Source organism: Psychrobacillus sp. FSL W7-1493 (assembly GCF_038004905.1).
GTDB lineage: Bacteria > Bacillota > Bacilli > Bacillales_A > Planococcaceae > Psychrobacillus.
Genome location: NZ_JBBOSB010000001.1, coordinates 2,707,650 through 2,725,052 on the forward strand (window position 1 = coordinate 2,707,650; position 17,403 = coordinate 2,725,052).

Genomic DNA, 17,403 nt, shown 5'->3' on the forward strand with positions numbered 1-17,403 from the left:
ATTTTTCGCAGGTAATGGTATATTTACAAATAAAAAAACCCCTCATCCCAAAAAGGGACGAGAAGTTATGCTCGCGGTACCACCCTACTTGCGATTACCAAAAGTAATCGCCGCTTAGTATGTCATAACGGGACATATCCGAAGACACTTAAAAATTCAGTGTCCTTGCTCCAAAGTGATTTTCTAAAACGCTTCATTGCTTGAGCTTCCACCATCCCCAAGTCGCTTGACTGAAATCATTTTTAGACGTCTTTTTCAATGCATGTATATATGATATGAAATTATTATAGGAAATGTACGGCCAGCAGTCAAGAAATCTCTTAATCCTCTGTAGCAGAAATACGGTCGACAGCAGTAGAATCTACATCATACTCCATCAAATGATTCCAATCGTCTGTATTAATAAGATCTAATTGAGCCTCTACTAGCATTTTAAAGCGATTTCTAAACACTTTAGACTGTTTCTTCAATTCCTCTATTTCTAAAGCAATTCTCCGAGCTTTAGATAGAGCTTCATTGACAATACGGTCTGCATTTTTTTCTGCCTCTTTTACAATAAGCTTTGCTTCTTTTTGAGAGTTTCGTCTTACTTCCTCAGCAGCCTCTTGGGCAACAACTATGGATTTATGTAAGGTTTCTTCTATAGTGGTGAAATGGCCAACCTTTTCACTAGATGACTTCAATTTAAGCTCTAACTCTTTTTTTTCTTTGATGAGTATCTCTAAGTCTTTCATGATTTGATCCAGAAATTCGTTTACTTCATCTTCGTTATAACCTCTGAATCCTTTACTGAACTCTTTGTTATGTATATCAAGTGGTGTTAGTGGCATCCTATCCATCTCCTTTACATACTAATCTTCTTCCCTCTATTATACATTTCCGGCAGGTTGAAAACATCTAAATTTCAAATTTAATTTAAGGAAATCACTTTTTTGGCTCTAATCTACCAATTTGCAGTCTAATTTTGTCTTTTTTTGTTCTTCCTTCAATCATCAATAACTTTAATCGACCAAATCCTCTTACAGAAATTAGATCTAACTCCTGTAACTCTAGGGATGTTTGTTCTTTTACAGTGAAATTGACCTTTACTTTTCCACCTTGAATGATAGAAGCAGACTTTTGCCGAGAAATATTGAAAATAGATGAGATAACTGTATCCAGCCTTAAAGAGCTAACCGTATGATTTTCAGAAGTCCATATTTCTTGCTGTCTAAAATAGTTAGCCGGATCTTCTACTACTTCCATATGAACTTTAACCTTACCAATACTGACGAAATTTGCTCTAACGTAGTCAAGAACCTCTGTAGCAACTACAAACTGAATAGATCCTTCCTCCACACGAATATCACCAAACTTACTTCGATCAATCCCTAAGGACATCATCGAACCGAGTACATCTTGATGCTTTAATGTTACAAATTTTTGCGGATACTTTACTTCCACTACGGTCATATTATAATCAGATTCCGCCGGTTCGAAATATGAGGGATAAAGTAGTATCCTTTTTCTCTCCGCGTCCTCTAAAGCACCAGCAGAGCTAGACTCAATTATTTCATATTGCCCACGTATAGACTCCACGATAAATTGTTGTCTCGGGTCTAAGAAATCCGTTAGCTTTGGCGCATAACGATCCTCAACCTCTCTCATCATACTAACCGTTTGCTCGATAAAAGGTTGCTCTTCTTTCCTAAAATGCTGTAATAAATGTTCCATATAATCAAGACCTCACTGAAATTTATAATTAGAAAAGCACAATCTCCTGTCTCTGCCCCGACAGGCAAATGGGAAAAAGCACAGAAAAACTTTTTTTAGTTAGCTTTGTTAAAGTTATTGGTTGATTTTGACCAACAATTCTTTTTTATAGTGACTATAAACATTAAAAAAGGAACTTTCAAATGGCTATTAAGAACATAAATAGATGATGTAAATGGGGTTGGTGACAGTTTTTCAGCTTTGTTTATGCGAGTAAATTGATTAGCGGTTTATCGATGCTAAAGCTGTTACCATTTATTGATTGGAGCACCAGACGGCGACTCCGGTGGGATGAGTGAGACAAATAAGACATCACAACCACGCGCGCAAGCGTTGGGTGATGGCTTATCGCTCACCCCGCGGAAAGCGTCCGGCTGGGGCGACAAATCAATTCTACTCTCTGATCTAAGATTTCTTTGCATCATAAATCAACCATAACCTTTAACATAGCCTTTTAGTTTAGTTAAATTGCTTGTCTTTGTTTAACCCGAGGGGGGCAAGAATAAATAATATATTTTAAAAAAACCTCACAAATGTGAGGTTAAATGTAATGACCTAGAGATATAATCCCTCTCATAGCTATATTAAGAACAAATATAGCAACAATCGGTGAAATATCAATCATACCTATTGGTGGGATAATCTTACGAAAGGGCTCTAAGTAGGGCTCACATATTCTCCCTAAAAATTGTCCTACCGCAGATTCTTTCACATTAGGTACCCATGACATAAAGATATAAATAATCAACGCAAATGAGTAAATTTGTACTAATTGTGCCAATAAATATAAAATCAAATCCATTATAATAACTCCTCTATTAATCTAGATCGTTGTAGTAGTAATCCGATATTGAGCCCGCTACTTCTACCGAATCAGGGGCACATAAGAATATATCTGTTCCTATTCTTTGAATATCTCCACCTAAAGCATATACTGTTCCACTTAAAAAGTCGATTATTCTAATTCCTTGTTCCTTGTCAATACGTTGTAAATTAACTATAACTGCTTTTTTGTTCTTTAAATGCTCTGAAATGTCTTGTGCCTCAGCATAGACTCTTGGTTCAATTAAAATTACCTTTGAGGACTTTTGCATATTTTGAATACTAACAAGATTCGTAGCAGCAGTTTCCTTAGGAGCAGCATTAAATTTGCGTTCTTTAGGATATGATGATTTTACTGGCTGTTGTCGTACTTGTTCTGGTTCTACTGCACGATTTTGTGTTCTAGGTTGCTGAGGTGTTGTAGTATCTTCATCCTCTTCTAAATAGAAGAAGTTTTTTACCCAATTCTTCATACTCATTCATCCTCCTTGTCTTTGCCGACTAATGCTGTTCCTATTCGTATAAATGTAGCTCCCTCTTCAATAGCTATTTCGTAATCTCCGGACATACCCATGGATAGCTCCTTACACGGGGCGTGTGGAAGTTGTTTTGCAGCAATTCTTAGTTGAAGCTCTTTTAAGCTACGGAAAACTTTTCGTATTAAAGCCTTATCTTCCGTATTCGGTGCCATTGTCATTAGACCGACTACACGTATATGTGAATAATCTTTAAGAGTGTCAATAAACAATTCAGCTTCTTCCATAGATAGACCATGCTTGGATTGTTCCTCAGAAACATTCACTTGAACAAAGCAATTTTTAACATTGTCTGCTCTTTTTTCAATTTCCTCGGCCAAGCTTTTACGATCTAAGGAGTGCAGATAATCTATCTCATTGATTACCGATTTTACTTTCCTAGTTTGCAATGAGCCTATGTAGTGCCATTTTACGTTAGCTGAAATAGCTTCTAATTTTCTTTTAAGTCCTTCAGGTCTGTTTTCTCCAAGATGCAATATTTCATTTTGAATAACTTCCTCCGTACGTTCTACTGAAACTTCCTTTGTAACAGCAATAAGTGTTACATCGTCAAAATTTCGATTAGAGCGTACACAGGCTTCTTCAATATGCTTTTGAATATTAATTAAATTATTATGAACATTTGACATTTTAAACCAACTCTTCATCTAGTGTTTTGTTCATTGTATCAATGAAATGGCGTTTTATCAATAAAGAACAGTACCTATTCTCTGTTTTTGGCAACAATTATTACATCTTTTCCAATAACAGCTATATTTTGTACGCTAATTTTTTTCGTTTCCCTTTTTTTATTGAAAAATGTGGGGTATGCCCCATTAGTTTCTACAATAAAGGAAATGATATGACCTGTTTCTTTATCTATTTCTGCATCCACTATAAAGCCCAATAATTGCCCAGAATTAGCCTCAATGACTTCTTTTTGTTGCGCATCTGAAAACTTCAACAGTTCCCCTCCTTTTTTATAGTATATTCATGAAAATAGAAAAAAACGCTTTTTCTGACGAGAAAAAGCGTTTAGGATTGTTATTTAGGATTTAACTGATTTTGAATAGTAGATAAAGCACTTTTCTCTAGTCTTGAGATTTGAGCCTGCGAGAGACCCAGGTCGGTAGCTATTTCTGTTTGTGTCGCACCAAAGTATATTCTTTTCGTTAATATTTTCTTTTGTCGCGAGTCTAAGTTTTGAAAGCTCTCTTTTACCGTAAAATAAGTAACCCATTGATCTTCTGATACATCATTATCACATAATTGATCCATCATATAAATAGCATCTCCTCCATCACTGAAAATTGGTTCTTGAAGAGAGACAGGATCTTGAATTGCATCTAGCGATAGTAATATATCTTCTACTGGTATCTCAAGTATTTTAGACAAATCCTCTAATGTCGGTTCTTCCAAATGTTCGTTAATATATTGTTCCTTGGCTTTCATAGCCTTATAAGCAATATCTCTTAGTGATCTAGAAACCCTTACAGAATGGTGGTCACGCAAATGTCTTTTTATCTCACCAATGATCATAGGCACTGCATATGTGGAAAAACGCACATTATGTTTTAAATCAAAATTTTCAATGGACTTTATAAGCCCTATGCAACCTACCTGGAATAAGTCATCTGCTTGCTCGCCTCTATAAGCGAAGCGCTGTACTAGACTTAAAACTAATCTTAAATTACCCATTACCAATTCATCTTTAACCGAATCTTCGCCAGCTTGTAAGCGAATAAATAATGCTTTCATTTCTTCGTGGGTTAGTAAAGGAAGCTTTGATGTGTCAATGCCGCATAATTCAACTTTTGTTCTCGTCATAGATCTTCCTCCGGACTTTTTAATAGTTCTTAGTCAGTTTATCCGCCGGTTAAAAGATTATTCGGAGCATAGCTATCCAATTTCACCCATTAGGCAATCGGTTCATTCAGTACTTCTTTTAAATCTAAAATTATTTTTTTCTCTAATCTTGAGATATAAGATTGGGAAATTCCAAGATGATCAGCTACCTCTTTTTGAGTCATTTCCTCTTGTCCGTTGAGCCCAAAACGACATTGCATAATATATTTTTCTCTATTTCCCAATAAATTTATAGCTTCAAAAACATGCTGACGTTCTAGCTTTTTTTCGACATCCTCTATTATTAGGTCTTCACTTGTACCCAGAATATCGGAAAGTAGTAATTCATTACCATCTGAATCAGAATTTAAAGGCTCATCAAATGAAACTTCTGATTTCATGCGGTTCGTTTTTCTCAAATGCATAAGAATTTCGTTTTCAATACATCTTGAAGCATAGGTTGCTAACTTAATGCCTTTATCTAAATTGAACGTTTCTACCGCTTTTATAAGTCCGATGGATCCAATACTAATCAAATCTTCTATGTTTGTATTCGTTTGATCGAATCTTCTAGCAATGTATACTACAAGTCTTAAATTTCTTTCGATTAACACATCTCTTGCGTACTCATCTCCATCCATAAAAGCTAGTAGCATTTCTCGTTCCTCATCTCTCGTCAATGGTTTTGGTAATGATTCACTTCCACCAATATAATGGACTCCTTTTCTTCTAAATGAAAGAATCCAATAATAAAATCGACGTAGCATATTTAATATCATTATTTAGCACTCCTTTTTTTCAAATGATAGTACGAGGAACTATGTAAGATACCGTCTGCCTCGTGTGGAAATTTGTCCTTACCTCTCGTTAGTACGATGTAACCTTTTGGTAAAGGTTGATCATTTACGACCCATTCATCGAATTTAATGCCAATTACCCATGACTTTTCCTTTTGAATGGTTGCAATTGGTATTAGACGAACCTTACTCGCATACTCTTTTGGAAGCATATCCAAACCTTTATAATGTGAGCTATCCCAGCTATTTATAACATCATAAAGAAGTTCTGGAAGAATGGGGCGAAGAGCTTCTGCTGCTATAAAGTGTACAGGATCATTAGAAAGTGGTTCTGTACAGACGTTCCCAGAATCAATAAATAGTGTAAGTTCCTTTGTTTGATTGAATAATTTAATGCTAGAAGGATAAATAAGTTCTCTTTCCGATTGTGATATATGCAGACTTAGTACGTGTTTCGTGAGGAGGTATAAACCACCAGTAGCAATTAATGCATAATTGATAATCATGAATGAATTACTCGCATTATGGTACATTGGGGCAATTGCTGTAAGTAGTCCGCCAGCAAAGATGCTTGCTAGCAATGTTAATGAAATGGCTTTGACGATTTGTGTCCTTTTTTTCCAAAACGCTATTCCAATCATGAGAAAGAAAGTCAAAAATAGCGTAATGAAATGATTAGAAAAAACGACGGTTATCAATCCCGCAACAAATGCAGACAGAAGCAGGTATCTTTTTTTGTTTTCAATCCAACCAATTCTGTTTGCAAACGCTAAAACGGTATAGTTGAAAAAGGTGTTTGTTGCAATCATAACTTCTGCGTACATAGCTCTCCTCCTTTTGATAAAAGCTTAACATCCGATTTATAAGAAATTTGTCAAAGGAACGTTCAAAAGTAAATTTTTTAAACGACAAAATTATAGAAAGATTTATGGTATGAGTTTTTTTCGAAATCACCCCAACCATTAACATAGCCATAAAAAAAGACTATAGACATTTCAAATTTCTTTGAAAGTCTATAGCCTGAGCAATCGCTATTAACCTGATTACTTTTTATCTATTAACCTATTAGTTTCTGCGATTACGATTTCTTAAGAATGTTGGTATATCTAAAGCATCATCTTGGTGGTTATGAGTTGGAGCAGGACGTTCCTGCTGATAAGAAGGCTGCGGTTGAGACTGTGGCTCTTCTTTTCTAGTTTCACGCTGTGTAGTAGCTGCTTGCTGTGCACGTGCAGTTCCAAAGCCTGTCCCTCTAGGTTGTTTTTGCATAATTACTTCTTCATTAAAACCGGTTGCAATTACTGTTACTACAATCTCATCTTTCAAGTTATCATTGATAACCGAACCAAAGATCATGTTAACTTCTTCATCTGAAGCAGATGCTACGATGTCTGCAGCTTCTTGTACTTCAAATAAGGAAAGATTTGAGCCGCCAGTGATATTCATTAATACACCTGTCGCTCCATCAATAGAAGTTTCAAGTAACGGACTAGAAATAGCCTTTTTAGCTGCTTCTGCTGCTCGATTTTCTCCTGCAGAAATACCAATCCCCATTAGTGCTGCTCCTTTGTTAGACATAATTGTCTTAACATCGGCAAAGTCTAAGTTAATAAGACCAGGAACTGCGATTAAATCTGAGATACCTTGAACACCTTGACGAAGAACGTTATCAGCTTCTCTAAATGCTTCTAGCATTGGAGTATTTTTGTCTACAATCTCCAATAGGCGATCATTAGGAATGACAATTAGTGTATCAACGGCTTCCTTCATCATGCCAATCCCGCCTACAGCCTGTGTAGAGCGCTTGCGGCCTTCAAATGTAAATGGACGTGTTACTACTCCGACAGTCAAAGCACCTAAGTCACGAGCGATTTGAGCTATTACAGGAGCTGCTCCTGTACCAGTTCCGCCACCCATTCCCGCTGTTACGAAAACCATGTCTGCACCTCTTAGTGCTTCTTCTATTAACTCTTTACTTTCTTCCGCTGCTTTTTTACCTACCTCTGGGTTAGCTCCTGCTCCTAAACCGCGAGTTAGTTTACCACCAATTTGAAGTTTTACTTCAGCTTTTGACATGTTAAGGGCTTGTGCATCTGTATTTACAGCGATAAAGTCTACCCCTTGGACACCATGTTCAATCATACGATTTACTGCGTTATTTCCGCCGCCACCGACTCCAATAACTTTAATAATTGCTAATTGATCTTCGTTTGTTTCAAATTCTAACATGCTATTGCCTCCTATATTCTTTCAACTATGATAAAGTTTTCTCATTCAAAGAACTTGTCAAAAAGTTTCTTCGCCTTACTCATTGCACTCTCTTTGTTTTCATTGTTTGAATTTTTTTGTGGTTGTTTTTGTTTTTTAGTGCTTGCTACTACTTCATTGTGTGCCATTTGAGATAATGCATGGCTATTGCCAATTTTACCATAGAAAAGATCTTCTTTATAGGCATATCTTATAAGGCCAACAGCTGTTGTATATTGTGGTTCTCTAACGCCGATATAATCTGGTGTGTACAGTCGAACACGCGATTGTAATATATGTCTCGCCAATTGTCCGATACCCTCAAGTTTAGCAACTCCACCTGTAATTACTACTCCACCTGGGAGATCTTGTAATCCCATTCGGTAAAATTCCTCTAGAATTAACTCAAATAGTTCTTCTAGACGTACCCCAATAATCTCTGCTATATATCGTTGAGAATATTGCTCTTTCATATCAGCACCAATTACTGGTACTTCGAATAACTCATCATCTGAGGCGTCATCGTAAAAGGCATGTCCATATTTTAATTTTATCATTTCCGCTTGTTCTGTAGGGGTTTTTAAAACGATAGATAAATCTTTAGTTATATGATCTCCACCTACAGGAATAACAGCAGTATTGACTAAATGACCTTCTCTGAATATTGCAATGGTTGTAGAGCCTCCACCAATGTCTATATAGGCAGTACCATGATTTTTTTCATCCTCAGTTAAGGCAAAATGTCCTGCCGCCAATGGTTGCAAATATATTTCTCTAATTTGAAGGCCTGCTCTTTCCACACATCGTAACACGTTATGTAAAATCGTTTTGGATGTCGTCATCATTAAACCATCTAATTCTAGACGAGTTCCAATCATGCCTCGAGGATCTTTAATCTCTTCTAAATGATCCACGATGAATTGTTTGGGAGCAATGTTAATTAGCTCTCTTTCAGGAGGAATAGACATTACTTGAGCAGACTCTAAAACACGGTCCAAATCTGCGTCTGTTATTTCTCTATCCTCTCGATTGACAGCGACAACACCTTTAACGTTTTGTATATTCGCTAAATTAGCGGGTATACCTAACACTATTTCATGTATAGACATTCCTATCATTCTTTCAGCCTCACCAACGGCTTTTTTGATCGATTGAACAGTTGCATCTATATCAACAATGGTGCCTTTTCTAATACCGTTTGATTTAACATTTCCTACTCCTATTACATGCAGCGAGTCATCACTCATTTCACCTATTAATACTTTAATGGAAGACGACCCAATATCTAATGATACGTACATTTCTGATTGATTCACCCGTGGCACCTCCTAATAACTCTTTATTTATTATTCTATTGTAAAAAACCTATAAAGTCTAAAATTTTCTAAAGAAATAGTAAATTATAGCACAAAACATTATCTTTTTGTTCTCTCAGGCCATTTTGTTAATATTATTCGACGAATCACAGCTATATTTTGAAAAAGTCGAACACCGAAAGCAAAGATGGCTGCTAGATATAAATCTACCCCTAAATGGACCCCCAGAAAGGCGAGACCAGCAGCTAAAGCAATATTAAAGAAGAAACCGGAAACGAATACTTTATCATCATAAACTTGTTGAAGTTGTGCCCTAATTCCTCCAAACAAAGTATCTAATGCAGCTAAAACAGCAATGGATAAATAGCTTTCATAAACCTCTGGAATTTGAATATCAGTCATTAAGCCAAGTGATATTCCAAGTATTAATCCTAAAAACGGCAACCACATAACTATTCTCCCCCTGGCACTTCTTGTAAAAATTCCATATTTACTGATTGATCAAAGGCCTGTATTGTAACCTCATCTTCCGGTTCACCTATAGTTAGTCTTAGATTATCAATGTAGAAATTATCTCCAATAGGAGATGCTTGTAGCTGGTTATACATTTTCTTAGCGTCTTCTAGTGTTAATGTGCCAATTTTAATAGTGAAGGGGGCCTTTTTTATTGTCAGGTTATTAACCGTAGTCCTTCCGTTTACATCACGTATAGCAGAGGAATATACAATCCGTTTGCCATCCACTTCTACTGCCTCCGCTTTAAAGCGATTAATCTCATTGATTAATCGAATTAATAAATCAGGAGATATTTCTTCTATTTGCTCCCCCACCATCATACTCTCTATAGAGGGTTCAATTGTTATGGTTAGTCCTGGACCTTTAAAATCCGCAATTCCAATATCCTGTTTTAATTGTTTAACGGTTTCATTTAAAGCTATTTCAGGACTTTCATTGACCATATTGTCATACTTGCCAACTGTCTCCTCTAACAGGCGTACTTCCGACAACAATTCAGAATGTAGCTGTGTTTCCGTGGCAAGCTCTTGGCGAATCTCCCATACATCACGCGTATCGCGAGTTTCTGGTTGTTTTACTGTATTGTATTGAATGGCAATCATGAAACCAACGATCAACAAAATTATAGTAAACCGAATATAGACGGTTTTTTTCATGTATTCGGCCCTCCTTTGCCTTTGTTAATTTTGGTCACTACGCAAGGCAGGCATCATAATGTTACTCTTTTCTTCAACGGTGACTACGATATTATCGTTTGTTAGCTGATCTACAATACCGCCACCTAAGTTAACCGATGCTAGTAATACCTTTGGATCACCTACGGCTTCAACTGTGAAAGGCGCGGGAAAAGCTCGTCCATCGACTGTTATCACTGGGCCAGTACACGATATGTAAGATTGGGCATGAAGCCTTTGTCCATTAATAGTAATTGCTTCTGCTCCAGATATTTTTAGCTCATTTATCACTTTAAATACATGACTTTCGTGAACAATGTAATCATTCGGGTTTTCCTGAGAAGGATTATACTCACCATCCTGCAAAGCTATTGAAATGCCCTTCCCCTCAGATGGAATGTCTCCCATTAGTAACCGAAGCATTTCGGCTTCCTTTACTAACTCTTCAACACTTTCTTCGCTATCCACAAATGACTTTTCAAAAACTCTAATAGCCTGTTGTTTTTTATTTATCTCTTCTGTTAATTCCTTATTCATTTCCTTTTGTTCTATTAGCTGCTCTCTGTACTTTTGTATTTCCAACGAATAGCTATTACTACCCTCTATTTCTTTATCTGCAGATGCCATGCTATAGGAATAAGCTAAAATGAACCCTAATACTAAACTAACCAGCGAGATAAGAATACGTCCACGAAAAGGAACATTAAGACGACTCCTCTTCTTCATCCTCAATGGCCTCCTCACCCTCAGTTTCATTTAAAACCTTTTGATAGGGTTCAAAATATGACCCTACCTCCATATCGATTACCCCTTTTTGATCTGGGTTTATTTGTGAAATAATCGACGGATAATAATTCATTTTACTTGAAAATGACGGGATTAGAGCTTGTACCTCATTACCATCATTCATAAAAACTTGAATGGAGTATATATCATTCTCTGTAGGGACGTAGTTTATTTGAGAGATAGTTAATAACACTTCACTATTCAACTTTTTAAGTTCTTTTATAAGACGCAATCGAATTTTTTCATCTTCAAAATCTGCGATGATTGGCCCTTCGACAGGCACAATCTCATCTTCTGGAATTATGGTCTTACCATTTTCCAAAATTATTTGAAGTGCATTTTCCTTTTCTACATATCCAACCTGTTTAAATTCTTTAACTTCGATATGAACACTGGATAGCCATTTTCTTTTAACTTGAACTGATTCTACCCAATCGCTTTTCTCCAATGAATTTTCTATGTCTTTTTCCTTAAAGCTCCACATGGAATCTCCAATTTTTAGACCACTTTGTTCAATGTAATGATTCACGGAGAAAAGCTTAGCCCCATCTAGCTCTATTTTTTGTACCTGACTATAAGACGATTGAAAATAAAGCAAGACCAATAGAGTAAAGACAAAGAGAAAAAGTAGAATGGAAAATTTTTTGTTTGTTCTACGTCTTCTTTTTTCTTTTAAGGTAGGTATTCGATCTTCGATATCGATGACTTTTTCCATTCTACCGCCTCCCTTCTGTACTAGATGTATTAGCCAAGTTTAAAATGATTCCGATAATCCCCCAGGTCATTACTAAGGATGACCCGCCATAGCTGATAAATGGTAAGGTTACCCCTGTGACAGGTAACAAGCCAGTTACCACTCCCATATTTAAAAACGTTTGTACAACAAGTAAGGAGGTTAAGGCTACTATCATTAATTGGGCCTCTCTTGTCTTCGCACGGGAAGCCATCATATAGCTAGTAGTGAAAAAAACAACAAAGGCAGAAATTACAACTATCCCACCGATAAATCCCGTTTCCTCCAATAAAATGGAGAAGATAAAATCATTCTGTGGCTCTGGCAAATATAAAAACTTTTGGCGACTATTTCCATAGCCGAAACCGAATAGACCAGCTGGACCAATGGCTAATAGTGATTGAATTGCTTGGAATCCAGAACCTAAAGGGTCTTTCCAAGGGTCCAAGAAAGCTTGGATCCTAACTAACCTATACGGAGCAGAAATGATTAGTGCTGCTAAACCTATTACCCCAGATAATCCAATGGCGAAAAAAAACTTTAAAGGAAGTCCTGCAGCAAATAACAGCATAAATACTGCTACAACTAATACAAAAGCAGATCCAAAATCTGGTTGAACCATTATTAACCCTATTGGCAGCAAGAGTAGAAGTGCGCTACGCATATATAGTTTACCTTTGTTTTTTGGTTCCTTTGCCAAAGCTAAAGCCAACACGCCTAATACAGCAATTTTAGACAGCTCTGCAGGCTGAAAGTTGGTAAAACCAAGAGATATCCAACTCTGTGAACCATTCCGTACGACACCGATACCAGGAATCAATACCCCTATAAGCAATACCACCGATATGATATATAAAACGTGCCAAAATGTGGGAAGGCGGAGAAATGATTTATTTTGTATAAAAAATGCTCCTGCCACCCCAACTATTAAATACAAGCTCTGTTTCAAAGCGAAGGGCGTTTGCCCTTGATAATGAACCTCGCTCCAATACGATCCGGCTGAATGCACAAACAAAATCCCAATAATTGATAAAAATAATACAGACGATAAGAATAGTAACTTACGTTTATCTTTCGATTATTTCATCCTTTCAATTATTCGTTAAAGATTCAACAACCTTGATGAATTCATCCCCTCGAATTTCAAAGCTCTCATATTGATCCCAGCTTGCACAAGCGGGAGAAAGAAGAATAATGTCTCCTTTTTCTGATACCTCCACAGCTAAACGGGTGGCTTCCTCTAAATTAGAGACTCTTTTCACGAAGGGTATATGGTTCTCTTCTCCAAATTTCTGAAGTCTTTCCGCTGTTTCACCATAGTGTACAAGTGCTCTCACATTAGGTAAATAAGGAATAAGCTGATCAAACGAATGCCCTCGATCGACTCCACCCGCTATCCACACGACAGGCTCAGTAAACCCTTCTAACGCACTTTTGGTAGCCAGCGTATTCGTAGCTTTAGAATCATTGTAGAACTTACGTCCATCTGACTCTAACACAAACTGTGTGCGATGCCTTACACCTTGGAAGGTTTGTAATACAAATTTAATACTTTCTAGCGAGCAGTCTGACAAAATAGCTACAGCAGTTGCAGCTAATACATTTTCCAAGTTATGCTTACCTCGTAGTGCAATAATGGAGCGTTCAAAAAGTTGTTCACCATTCCAATATACAAATTGATCGTCGGCACTTATACCGTTGGCTGTCTTTTTGCTGACATAAAAAGGAACCTTTTGTGCTTGGCTTTTATCAGCATAATCTTGAACTAACTGTTGCTCTGCATTATAGACAAACCAATCATTTTCATCCTGCATTTTGGTAATATTAAATTTTGCGTCTGTATATTCTTGATAATCCTTATGATAGTCCAAGTGAGCCTCATATAAATTCATTAAAACTGAAATTTTAGGTTTTAATTGTTCAGTTCCCATCAACTGAAAGGAGGACAACTCCATAACAATTGTATTGTCTGCAGTCGCCTTTTCTGCGACCCCAGAGGCAACAGTTCCTATATTACCCGCAATCAATGGTTGCTTAGAAGCATGATTCAACATTTCGTATATAAGGGTCGTTGTAGTAGTTTTACCATTTGACCCCGTAATTCCAATCATGGGAGCATCACTAATACGATACGCAAGCTCTACTTCTGTCCATACAGGAATACCTCTTTTAATAGCTTCTGCAACTACACTATTCGTATAAGGAATTCCAGGATTTTTTACGATTAAATTAAACCCTTCATCCAACAAGTCTTCTGGATGACTACCGCAAATGACTGTCAATCCTTTGGTCAAAAGATATTGAGCATTTTCATTTTGCTCAAATGGCTTGGAATCATTAACTGTGACAAATGCTCCTAAGTCATGCAAGAGCTCAGCAGCAACTGTACCGCTTTTGGCTAAGCCTAAAACAAGTATTTTTTTATGATATACAAAAGGTAGCTGTTTCAATTTACATAACCTCCATAATCACTACAAACATTGCAGCCGCAAAGTTAATAGCCCAAAATACGGTGACAACTTTACGTTCACTCCAGCCAGAAAGTTCAAAATGATGGTGAATCGGACTCATTTTAAATATTCTCTTACCAGTAGTTTTAAAGCTAATGACCTGTAATATAACCGATAATGTTTCTATTACAAAGATAATCCCAACGATCAATAGAAGCACTTCTTGTTGAACAAGAATTGAAACCATAGCTAGTGCTCCACCTAAAGCTAGTGATCCAGTGTCTCCCATAAAAACTTGAGCGGGATTTTTATTGAACAATAGAAAACCTAACAAGGCTCCAGCAACACTAAAGGCAAAAATTGCAATATCCGTTTGTTCGTATATTAAAGCAAGCACTCCAAAAGTAGCGAAGGATACTGATGCTGTACCAGATACAAGACCATCTAACCCATCTGATAGGTTTACTGCATTGGAGAAGCCAACTAGCCAAAACACTAAAAAGGCAACATAGAACTGACCTAGAGAAAGCGTAATTTCAGTCCATGGAATGGAGATTGAAGTATCAAATGGACCTAGCTTTAACAAGAAAAAGGCAATAATCGCAATAATTATTTGTCCGATTAGTTTTTGTAGAGAAGTTAAGCCTAGATTTCTCTTTAAAACTACTTTTATAAAATCATCCAAGAACCCAATTAACCCAAAGCCCACTAATACTAACAACAATACGATTGACTGTGTCGTAAGCTTGTCAAATATAAACGAAATAGCAAGTGTTGTCACAATGATTGAGGTTAAAAATATTAAACCACCCATGGTAGGTGTTCCAGCTTTTTTCTGATGGGATTCTGGCCCCTCTTCTCTTATACTTTGCCCAAATTTCATCCTTCTTAAATAGGGGATAATAATCGGGGCAAGTATAACAGATACTAAAAAACTAGCAATAAGTGTAATTAACGTTGTAGACAATGTCATAAAAAAATCTCCTTAAATACGCACAACTAATCATGAATGTACTATAGTTATTTTTATTTTGTGTAAACATGTATAGTCCCATCTAACGGAATAAGACTGTTTTCTTTCGGTAATTGAGTTAAGATTTCATCTCCATCGCCGTGCCAAACAATTTGAAACGGATACATGTACGATGTAATTTCTTTTCTTTTAGTTCCTACAAGATTTGGGACGCGGACGGTTTGAACATCTCCCCATCTATAATCTTTCTCTAATTGTTTACCTCCACCTGTAACCTCAAGTGAATCTTCAATAATTTGACCTACTATCGGTGCGGCAATTACTCCACCAAACTGAGTACTATGCTTTGGATTATCAATTGCTACATATACTATAAGTTCTGGTTTATCCGCAGGAGCAAAGCCGATGAAAGAAACAATGTACTCTCCATCCATATATCGGCCGTTCTGAACCTTTTGTGCAGTCCCAGTTTTTCCACCTATCCGTAATTGGTCTCTATAGGCGTTTCTACCGGAGCCATGAGCAACCACGTGTTCAAGTGCCTCACGTACTTTTTGAGAAGTTTCTTCTGATACTACTTGCGTTTTCATTTCTGGTTCTGCTGTAGATAGAATTTTATTTGTTTCTCCGTCCACAATGTTCTTTACAATATAAGGCTTATACAAATAGCCGCCGTTAATAGCCGCTGCTACTGCTTGAACTTGTTGAATCGGTGTGACAGAAATACCTTGGCCAAATGAAGTGGTTGCATGTTCAACTGGTCCATAAGCATCTTTACTAAATAGAATGCCCGAAGATTCTCCAGCCATTCCAGAACCTGTGGATTGACCAAATCCAAACTTCTTTATGTACTCTGAAAGTTTGTCAGGTCCAACTCTCCTGCCTAATTCTATAAATCCCGGGTTACAGGAATTTTCTACAACTTCCAGAAACGTTTGGCTACCATGCCCTTGTCGTTTCCAGCATCGCAGTCTTGCTCCTTCTACAATTGTGTACCCAGCATCATGAAAATGGTCATTATCTAAGTTAACAACATTTTCTTCGAGTGCTGCGCTAAGCGTAATAATTTTAAACGTGGATCCAGGTTCGAATGTCATCCAAACTGGTAAGTTACGATTGTAAATAGTAGAATCAACTTCTTGATAAGAAGAAGGGTCAAAATTTGGAGCCGAAGCTAATGCTAGTATCTCTCCATTATTAGGATTCATTACGATCGCAATGCCTTGCGTTGCCTCATATTTATCCATTGCTTGTGACAATTCTCTCTCTACTACGGTTTGAATTTTCATATCGATTGTTAATTGGACATGGTTACCATTTTGTCCATTTTTCCAACTGTCATCAACATGTGGAAGTGGAATTCCTTTAGCATCTGTAAACATTCGAATGGCTGATTCTTTGCCCTTCAAGACAGAATCGTATTGATATTCGATTCCAGCAAGCCCCTGGGCATCATATCCGGTAAAGCCTAACAATCTCGAAAGCATTTTACCATGCGGGTAATCTCTGACATAGTCAATACCAGCATACAGACCCTTAACATTTTTATCTTGAATCTGCATAGCTAAGTCAGACGTAATGTTCTTCCCTGCTGGAGCAATTTTAACAAGATAAGCTCTCTTGTTAATTTGTTCGTATAGCTTACTCTCTTCCACTTCTAACAATGGTGCAATTTCTTTTGCAACCTTCTCTGGTTCTTTATTTTGGGAAGGCATATAGAAAAGGGTAGGAGATAGTTTGTTACCAACTATTACCTCCCCATTTCGATCAAGAATATTGCCCCTTTCAGAAGCATAAGGCAGCTCTCGGTCCCAGCTTTCCTTAGCTTTAGTAGTCAATTCACTGAACTGAAAAAACTGAAGCTGAATAAGCTTTCCCGCTACCGCCAGAAACAACAGCAGCGTAATAACCCATATCATCCGTAGCCGAATTACTTGTTTAAGTTTAGATATTACGTTTTCTCCTTTATGTCCGTTT

At 37.0% G+C, this 17,403-nt stretch carries 18 protein-coding genes, 1 pseudogene and 1 other annotated feature; all 19 genes and pseudogenes read right to left on the reverse strand.

Annotated features, from left to right (window positions below; translation table 11 throughout):
* Window positions 1-50: 50 nt before the first annotated feature.
* Window positions 51-268, reverse strand: a binding site (T-box leader).
* Window positions 269-320: 52 nt separating this feature from the next.
* Window positions 321-830: a DivIVA domain-containing protein gene (locus MKX96_RS13740; protein ID WP_340884249.1), complete on the reverse strand. Its 510-nt coding sequence runs from the start codon at window positions 828-830 to the stop codon at window positions 321-323.
* Window positions 831-924: 94 nt separating this feature from the next.
* Window positions 925-1,713, reverse strand: a complete 789-nt coding sequence (locus MKX96_RS13745; RefSeq protein ID WP_169361230.1) for a YlmH family RNA-binding protein — start codon at window positions 1,711-1,713, stop codon at window positions 925-927.
* 580 nt (window positions 1,714-2,293) lie between these two features.
* Window positions 2,294-2,554 carry a YggT family protein gene (locus MKX96_RS13750; protein ID WP_340884251.1) on the reverse strand — a complete coding sequence of 87 codons (261 nt, stop codon included), beginning with the start codon at window positions 2,552-2,554 and terminating at the stop codon, window positions 2,294-2,296.
* 16 nt (window positions 2,555-2,570) lie between these two features.
* Window positions 2,571-3,053, reverse strand: a complete 483-nt coding sequence (locus MKX96_RS13755) for a cell division protein SepF (protein WP_169358995.1) — start codon at window positions 3,051-3,053, stop codon at window positions 2,571-2,573.
* A complete protein-coding gene (locus tag MKX96_RS13760; RefSeq protein ID WP_340884255.1) occupies window positions 3,050-3,739 on the reverse strand; it encodes a YggS family pyridoxal phosphate-dependent enzyme in 690 nt (229 codons plus the stop codon). The genes MKX96_RS13755 and MKX96_RS13760 overlap by 4 nt, the downstream gene beginning before the upstream one ends.
* 74 nt (window positions 3,740-3,813) lie before the next feature.
* The gene (locus MKX96_RS13765; RefSeq protein ID WP_169358993.1) at window positions 3,814-4,053 is read right to left on the reverse strand and encodes a YlmC/YmxH family sporulation protein; all 240 of its coding nucleotides are present in this window, start codon (window positions 4,051-4,053) and stop codon (window positions 3,814-3,816) included.
* A gap of 80 nt (window positions 4,054-4,133) precedes the next feature.
* Entirely contained in the window at window positions 4,134-4,916 is a 783-nt protein-coding gene (gene sigG / locus MKX96_RS13770) for an RNA polymerase sporulation sigma factor SigG (protein ID WP_169358992.1), read from the reverse strand.
* 89 nt (window positions 4,917-5,005) lie between these two features.
* Entirely contained in the window at window positions 5,006-5,713 is a 708-nt protein-coding gene (gene sigE, locus MKX96_RS13775) for an RNA polymerase sporulation sigma factor SigE (RefSeq protein ID WP_240949634.1), read from the reverse strand.
* On the reverse strand, window positions 5,713-6,555 hold the full coding sequence (locus tag MKX96_RS13780; protein WP_340884260.1) for a sigma-E processing peptidase SpoIIGA: 843 nt from the start codon (window positions 6,553-6,555) through the stop codon (window positions 5,713-5,715). The genes sigE and MKX96_RS13780 overlap by 1 nt, the downstream gene beginning before the upstream one ends.
* 241 nt (window positions 6,556-6,796) lie before the next feature.
* Window positions 6,797-7,960 carry a cell division protein FtsZ gene (gene ftsZ, locus MKX96_RS13785; RefSeq protein WP_169358990.1) on the reverse strand — a complete coding sequence of 388 codons (1,164 nt, stop codon included), beginning with the start codon at window positions 7,958-7,960 and terminating at the stop codon, window positions 6,797-6,799.
* Window positions 7,961-8,001: 41 nt separating this feature from the next.
* The gene (gene ftsA / locus MKX96_RS13790) at window positions 8,002-9,294 is read right to left on the reverse strand and encodes a cell division protein FtsA (RefSeq protein WP_169358989.1); all 1,293 of its coding nucleotides are present in this window, start codon (window positions 9,292-9,294) and stop codon (window positions 8,002-8,004) included.
* A gap of 99 nt (window positions 9,295-9,393) precedes the next feature.
* The gene (locus MKX96_RS13795) at window positions 9,394-9,744 is read right to left on the reverse strand and encodes a small basic family protein (RefSeq protein ID WP_169358988.1); all 351 of its coding nucleotides are present in this window, start codon (window positions 9,742-9,744) and stop codon (window positions 9,394-9,396) included.
* Window positions 9,745-9,746: 2 nt separating this feature from the next.
* On the reverse strand, window positions 9,747-10,466 hold the full coding sequence (locus tag MKX96_RS13800) for a DUF881 domain-containing protein (protein WP_340884265.1): 720 nt from the start codon (window positions 10,464-10,466) through the stop codon (window positions 9,747-9,749).
* A gap of 24 nt (window positions 10,467-10,490) precedes the next feature.
* Window positions 10,491-11,210, reverse strand: coding sequence for a DUF881 domain-containing protein (locus MKX96_RS13805; RefSeq protein WP_340884267.1), 720 nt, complete (start codon window positions 11,208-11,210; stop codon window positions 10,491-10,493).
* Window positions 11,188-11,985 carry a cell division protein FtsQ/DivIB gene (locus MKX96_RS13810; protein WP_169358985.1) on the reverse strand — a complete coding sequence of 266 codons (798 nt, stop codon included), beginning with the start codon at window positions 11,983-11,985 and terminating at the stop codon, window positions 11,188-11,190. Before MKX96_RS13810 ends, MKX96_RS13805 begins: the two co-directional genes overlap by 23 nt.
* 1 nt (window position 11,986) lies before the next feature.
* A pseudogene (locus MKX96_RS13815) lies at window positions 11,987-13,045 on the reverse strand (FtsW/RodA/SpoVE family cell cycle protein); the annotation flags it as partial.
* A 49-nt stretch (window positions 13,046-13,094) separates the two neighbouring features.
* Entirely contained in the window at window positions 13,095-14,453 is a 1,359-nt protein-coding gene (gene murD, locus MKX96_RS13820; RefSeq protein WP_340884272.1) for a UDP-N-acetylmuramoyl-L-alanine--D-glutamate ligase, read from the reverse strand.
* A 1-nt stretch (window position 14,454) separates the two neighbouring features.
* Window positions 14,455-15,426 carry a phospho-N-acetylmuramoyl-pentapeptide-transferase gene (gene mraY / locus MKX96_RS13825; RefSeq protein WP_340884275.1) on the reverse strand — a complete coding sequence of 324 codons (972 nt, stop codon included), beginning with the start codon at window positions 15,424-15,426 and terminating at the stop codon, window positions 14,455-14,457.
* A gap of 53 nt (window positions 15,427-15,479) precedes the next feature.
* Window positions 15,480-17,345 (reverse strand): penicillin-binding transpeptidase domain-containing protein, encoded by a 1,866-nt coding sequence (locus MKX96_RS13830; protein WP_340884278.1) that lies wholly within the window; start codon window positions 17,343-17,345, stop codon window positions 15,480-15,482.
* Between the last annotated feature and the right edge of the window lie 58 nt (window positions 17,346-17,403).

Bases quoted from the DNA above. Each gene is read 5' to 3' on its own strand.
- MKX96_RS13755 (WP_169358995.1), bottom strand. From the start codon at position 3,053: ATGAGTATGAAGAATTGGGTAAAAAACTTCTTCTATTTAGAAGAGGAT.
- MKX96_RS13760 (WP_340884255.1), bottom strand. From the start codon at position 3,739: ATGTCAAATGTTCATAATAATTTAATTAATATTCAAAAGCATATTGAA.
- sigG (WP_169358992.1), bottom strand. From the start codon at position 4,916: ATGACGAGAACAAAAGTTGAATTATGCGGCATTGACACATCAAAGCTT.
- MKX96_RS13830 (WP_340884278.1), bottom strand. From the start codon at position 17,345: ATGATATGGGTTATTACGCTGCTGTTGTTTCTGGCGGTAGCGGGAAAG.
- ftsZ (WP_169358990.1), bottom strand. From the start codon at position 7,960: ATGTTAGAATTTGAAACAAACGAAGATCAATTAGCAATTATTAAAGTT.
- MKX96_RS13740 (WP_340884249.1), bottom strand. From the start codon at position 830: ATGCCACTAACACCACTTGATATACATAACAAAGAGTTCAGTAAAGGA.
- MKX96_RS13795 (WP_169358988.1), bottom strand. From the start codon at position 9,744: ATGTGGTTGCCGTTTTTAGGATTAATACTTGGAATATCACTTGGCTTA.
- MKX96_RS13745 (WP_169361230.1), bottom strand. From the start codon at position 1,713: ATGGAACATTTATTACAGCATTTTAGGAAAGAAGAGCAACCTTTTATC.
- MKX96_RS13780 (WP_340884260.1), bottom strand. From the start codon at position 6,555: ATGTACGCAGAAGTTATGATTGCAACAAACACCTTTTTCAACTATACC.
- MKX96_RS13805 (WP_340884267.1), bottom strand. From the start codon at position 11,210: ATGAAGAAGAGGAGTCGTCTTAATGTTCCTTTTCGTGGACGTATTCTT.
- MKX96_RS13810 (WP_169358985.1), bottom strand. From the start codon at position 11,985: ATGGAAAAAGTCATCGATATCGAAGATCGAATACCTACCTTAAAAGAA.
- MKX96_RS13750 (WP_340884251.1), bottom strand. From the start codon at position 2,554: ATGGATTTGATTTTATATTTATTGGCACAATTAGTACAAATTTACTCA.
- sigE (WP_240949634.1), bottom strand. From the start codon at position 5,713: ATGATATTAAATATGCTACGTCGATTTTATTATTGGATTCTTTCATTT.
- MKX96_RS13800 (WP_340884265.1), bottom strand. From the start codon at position 10,466: ATGAAAAAAACCGTCTATATTCGGTTTACTATAATTTTGTTGATCGTT.
- mraY (WP_340884275.1), bottom strand. From the start codon at position 15,426: ATGACATTGTCTACAACGTTAATTACACTTATTGCTAGTTTTTTAGTA.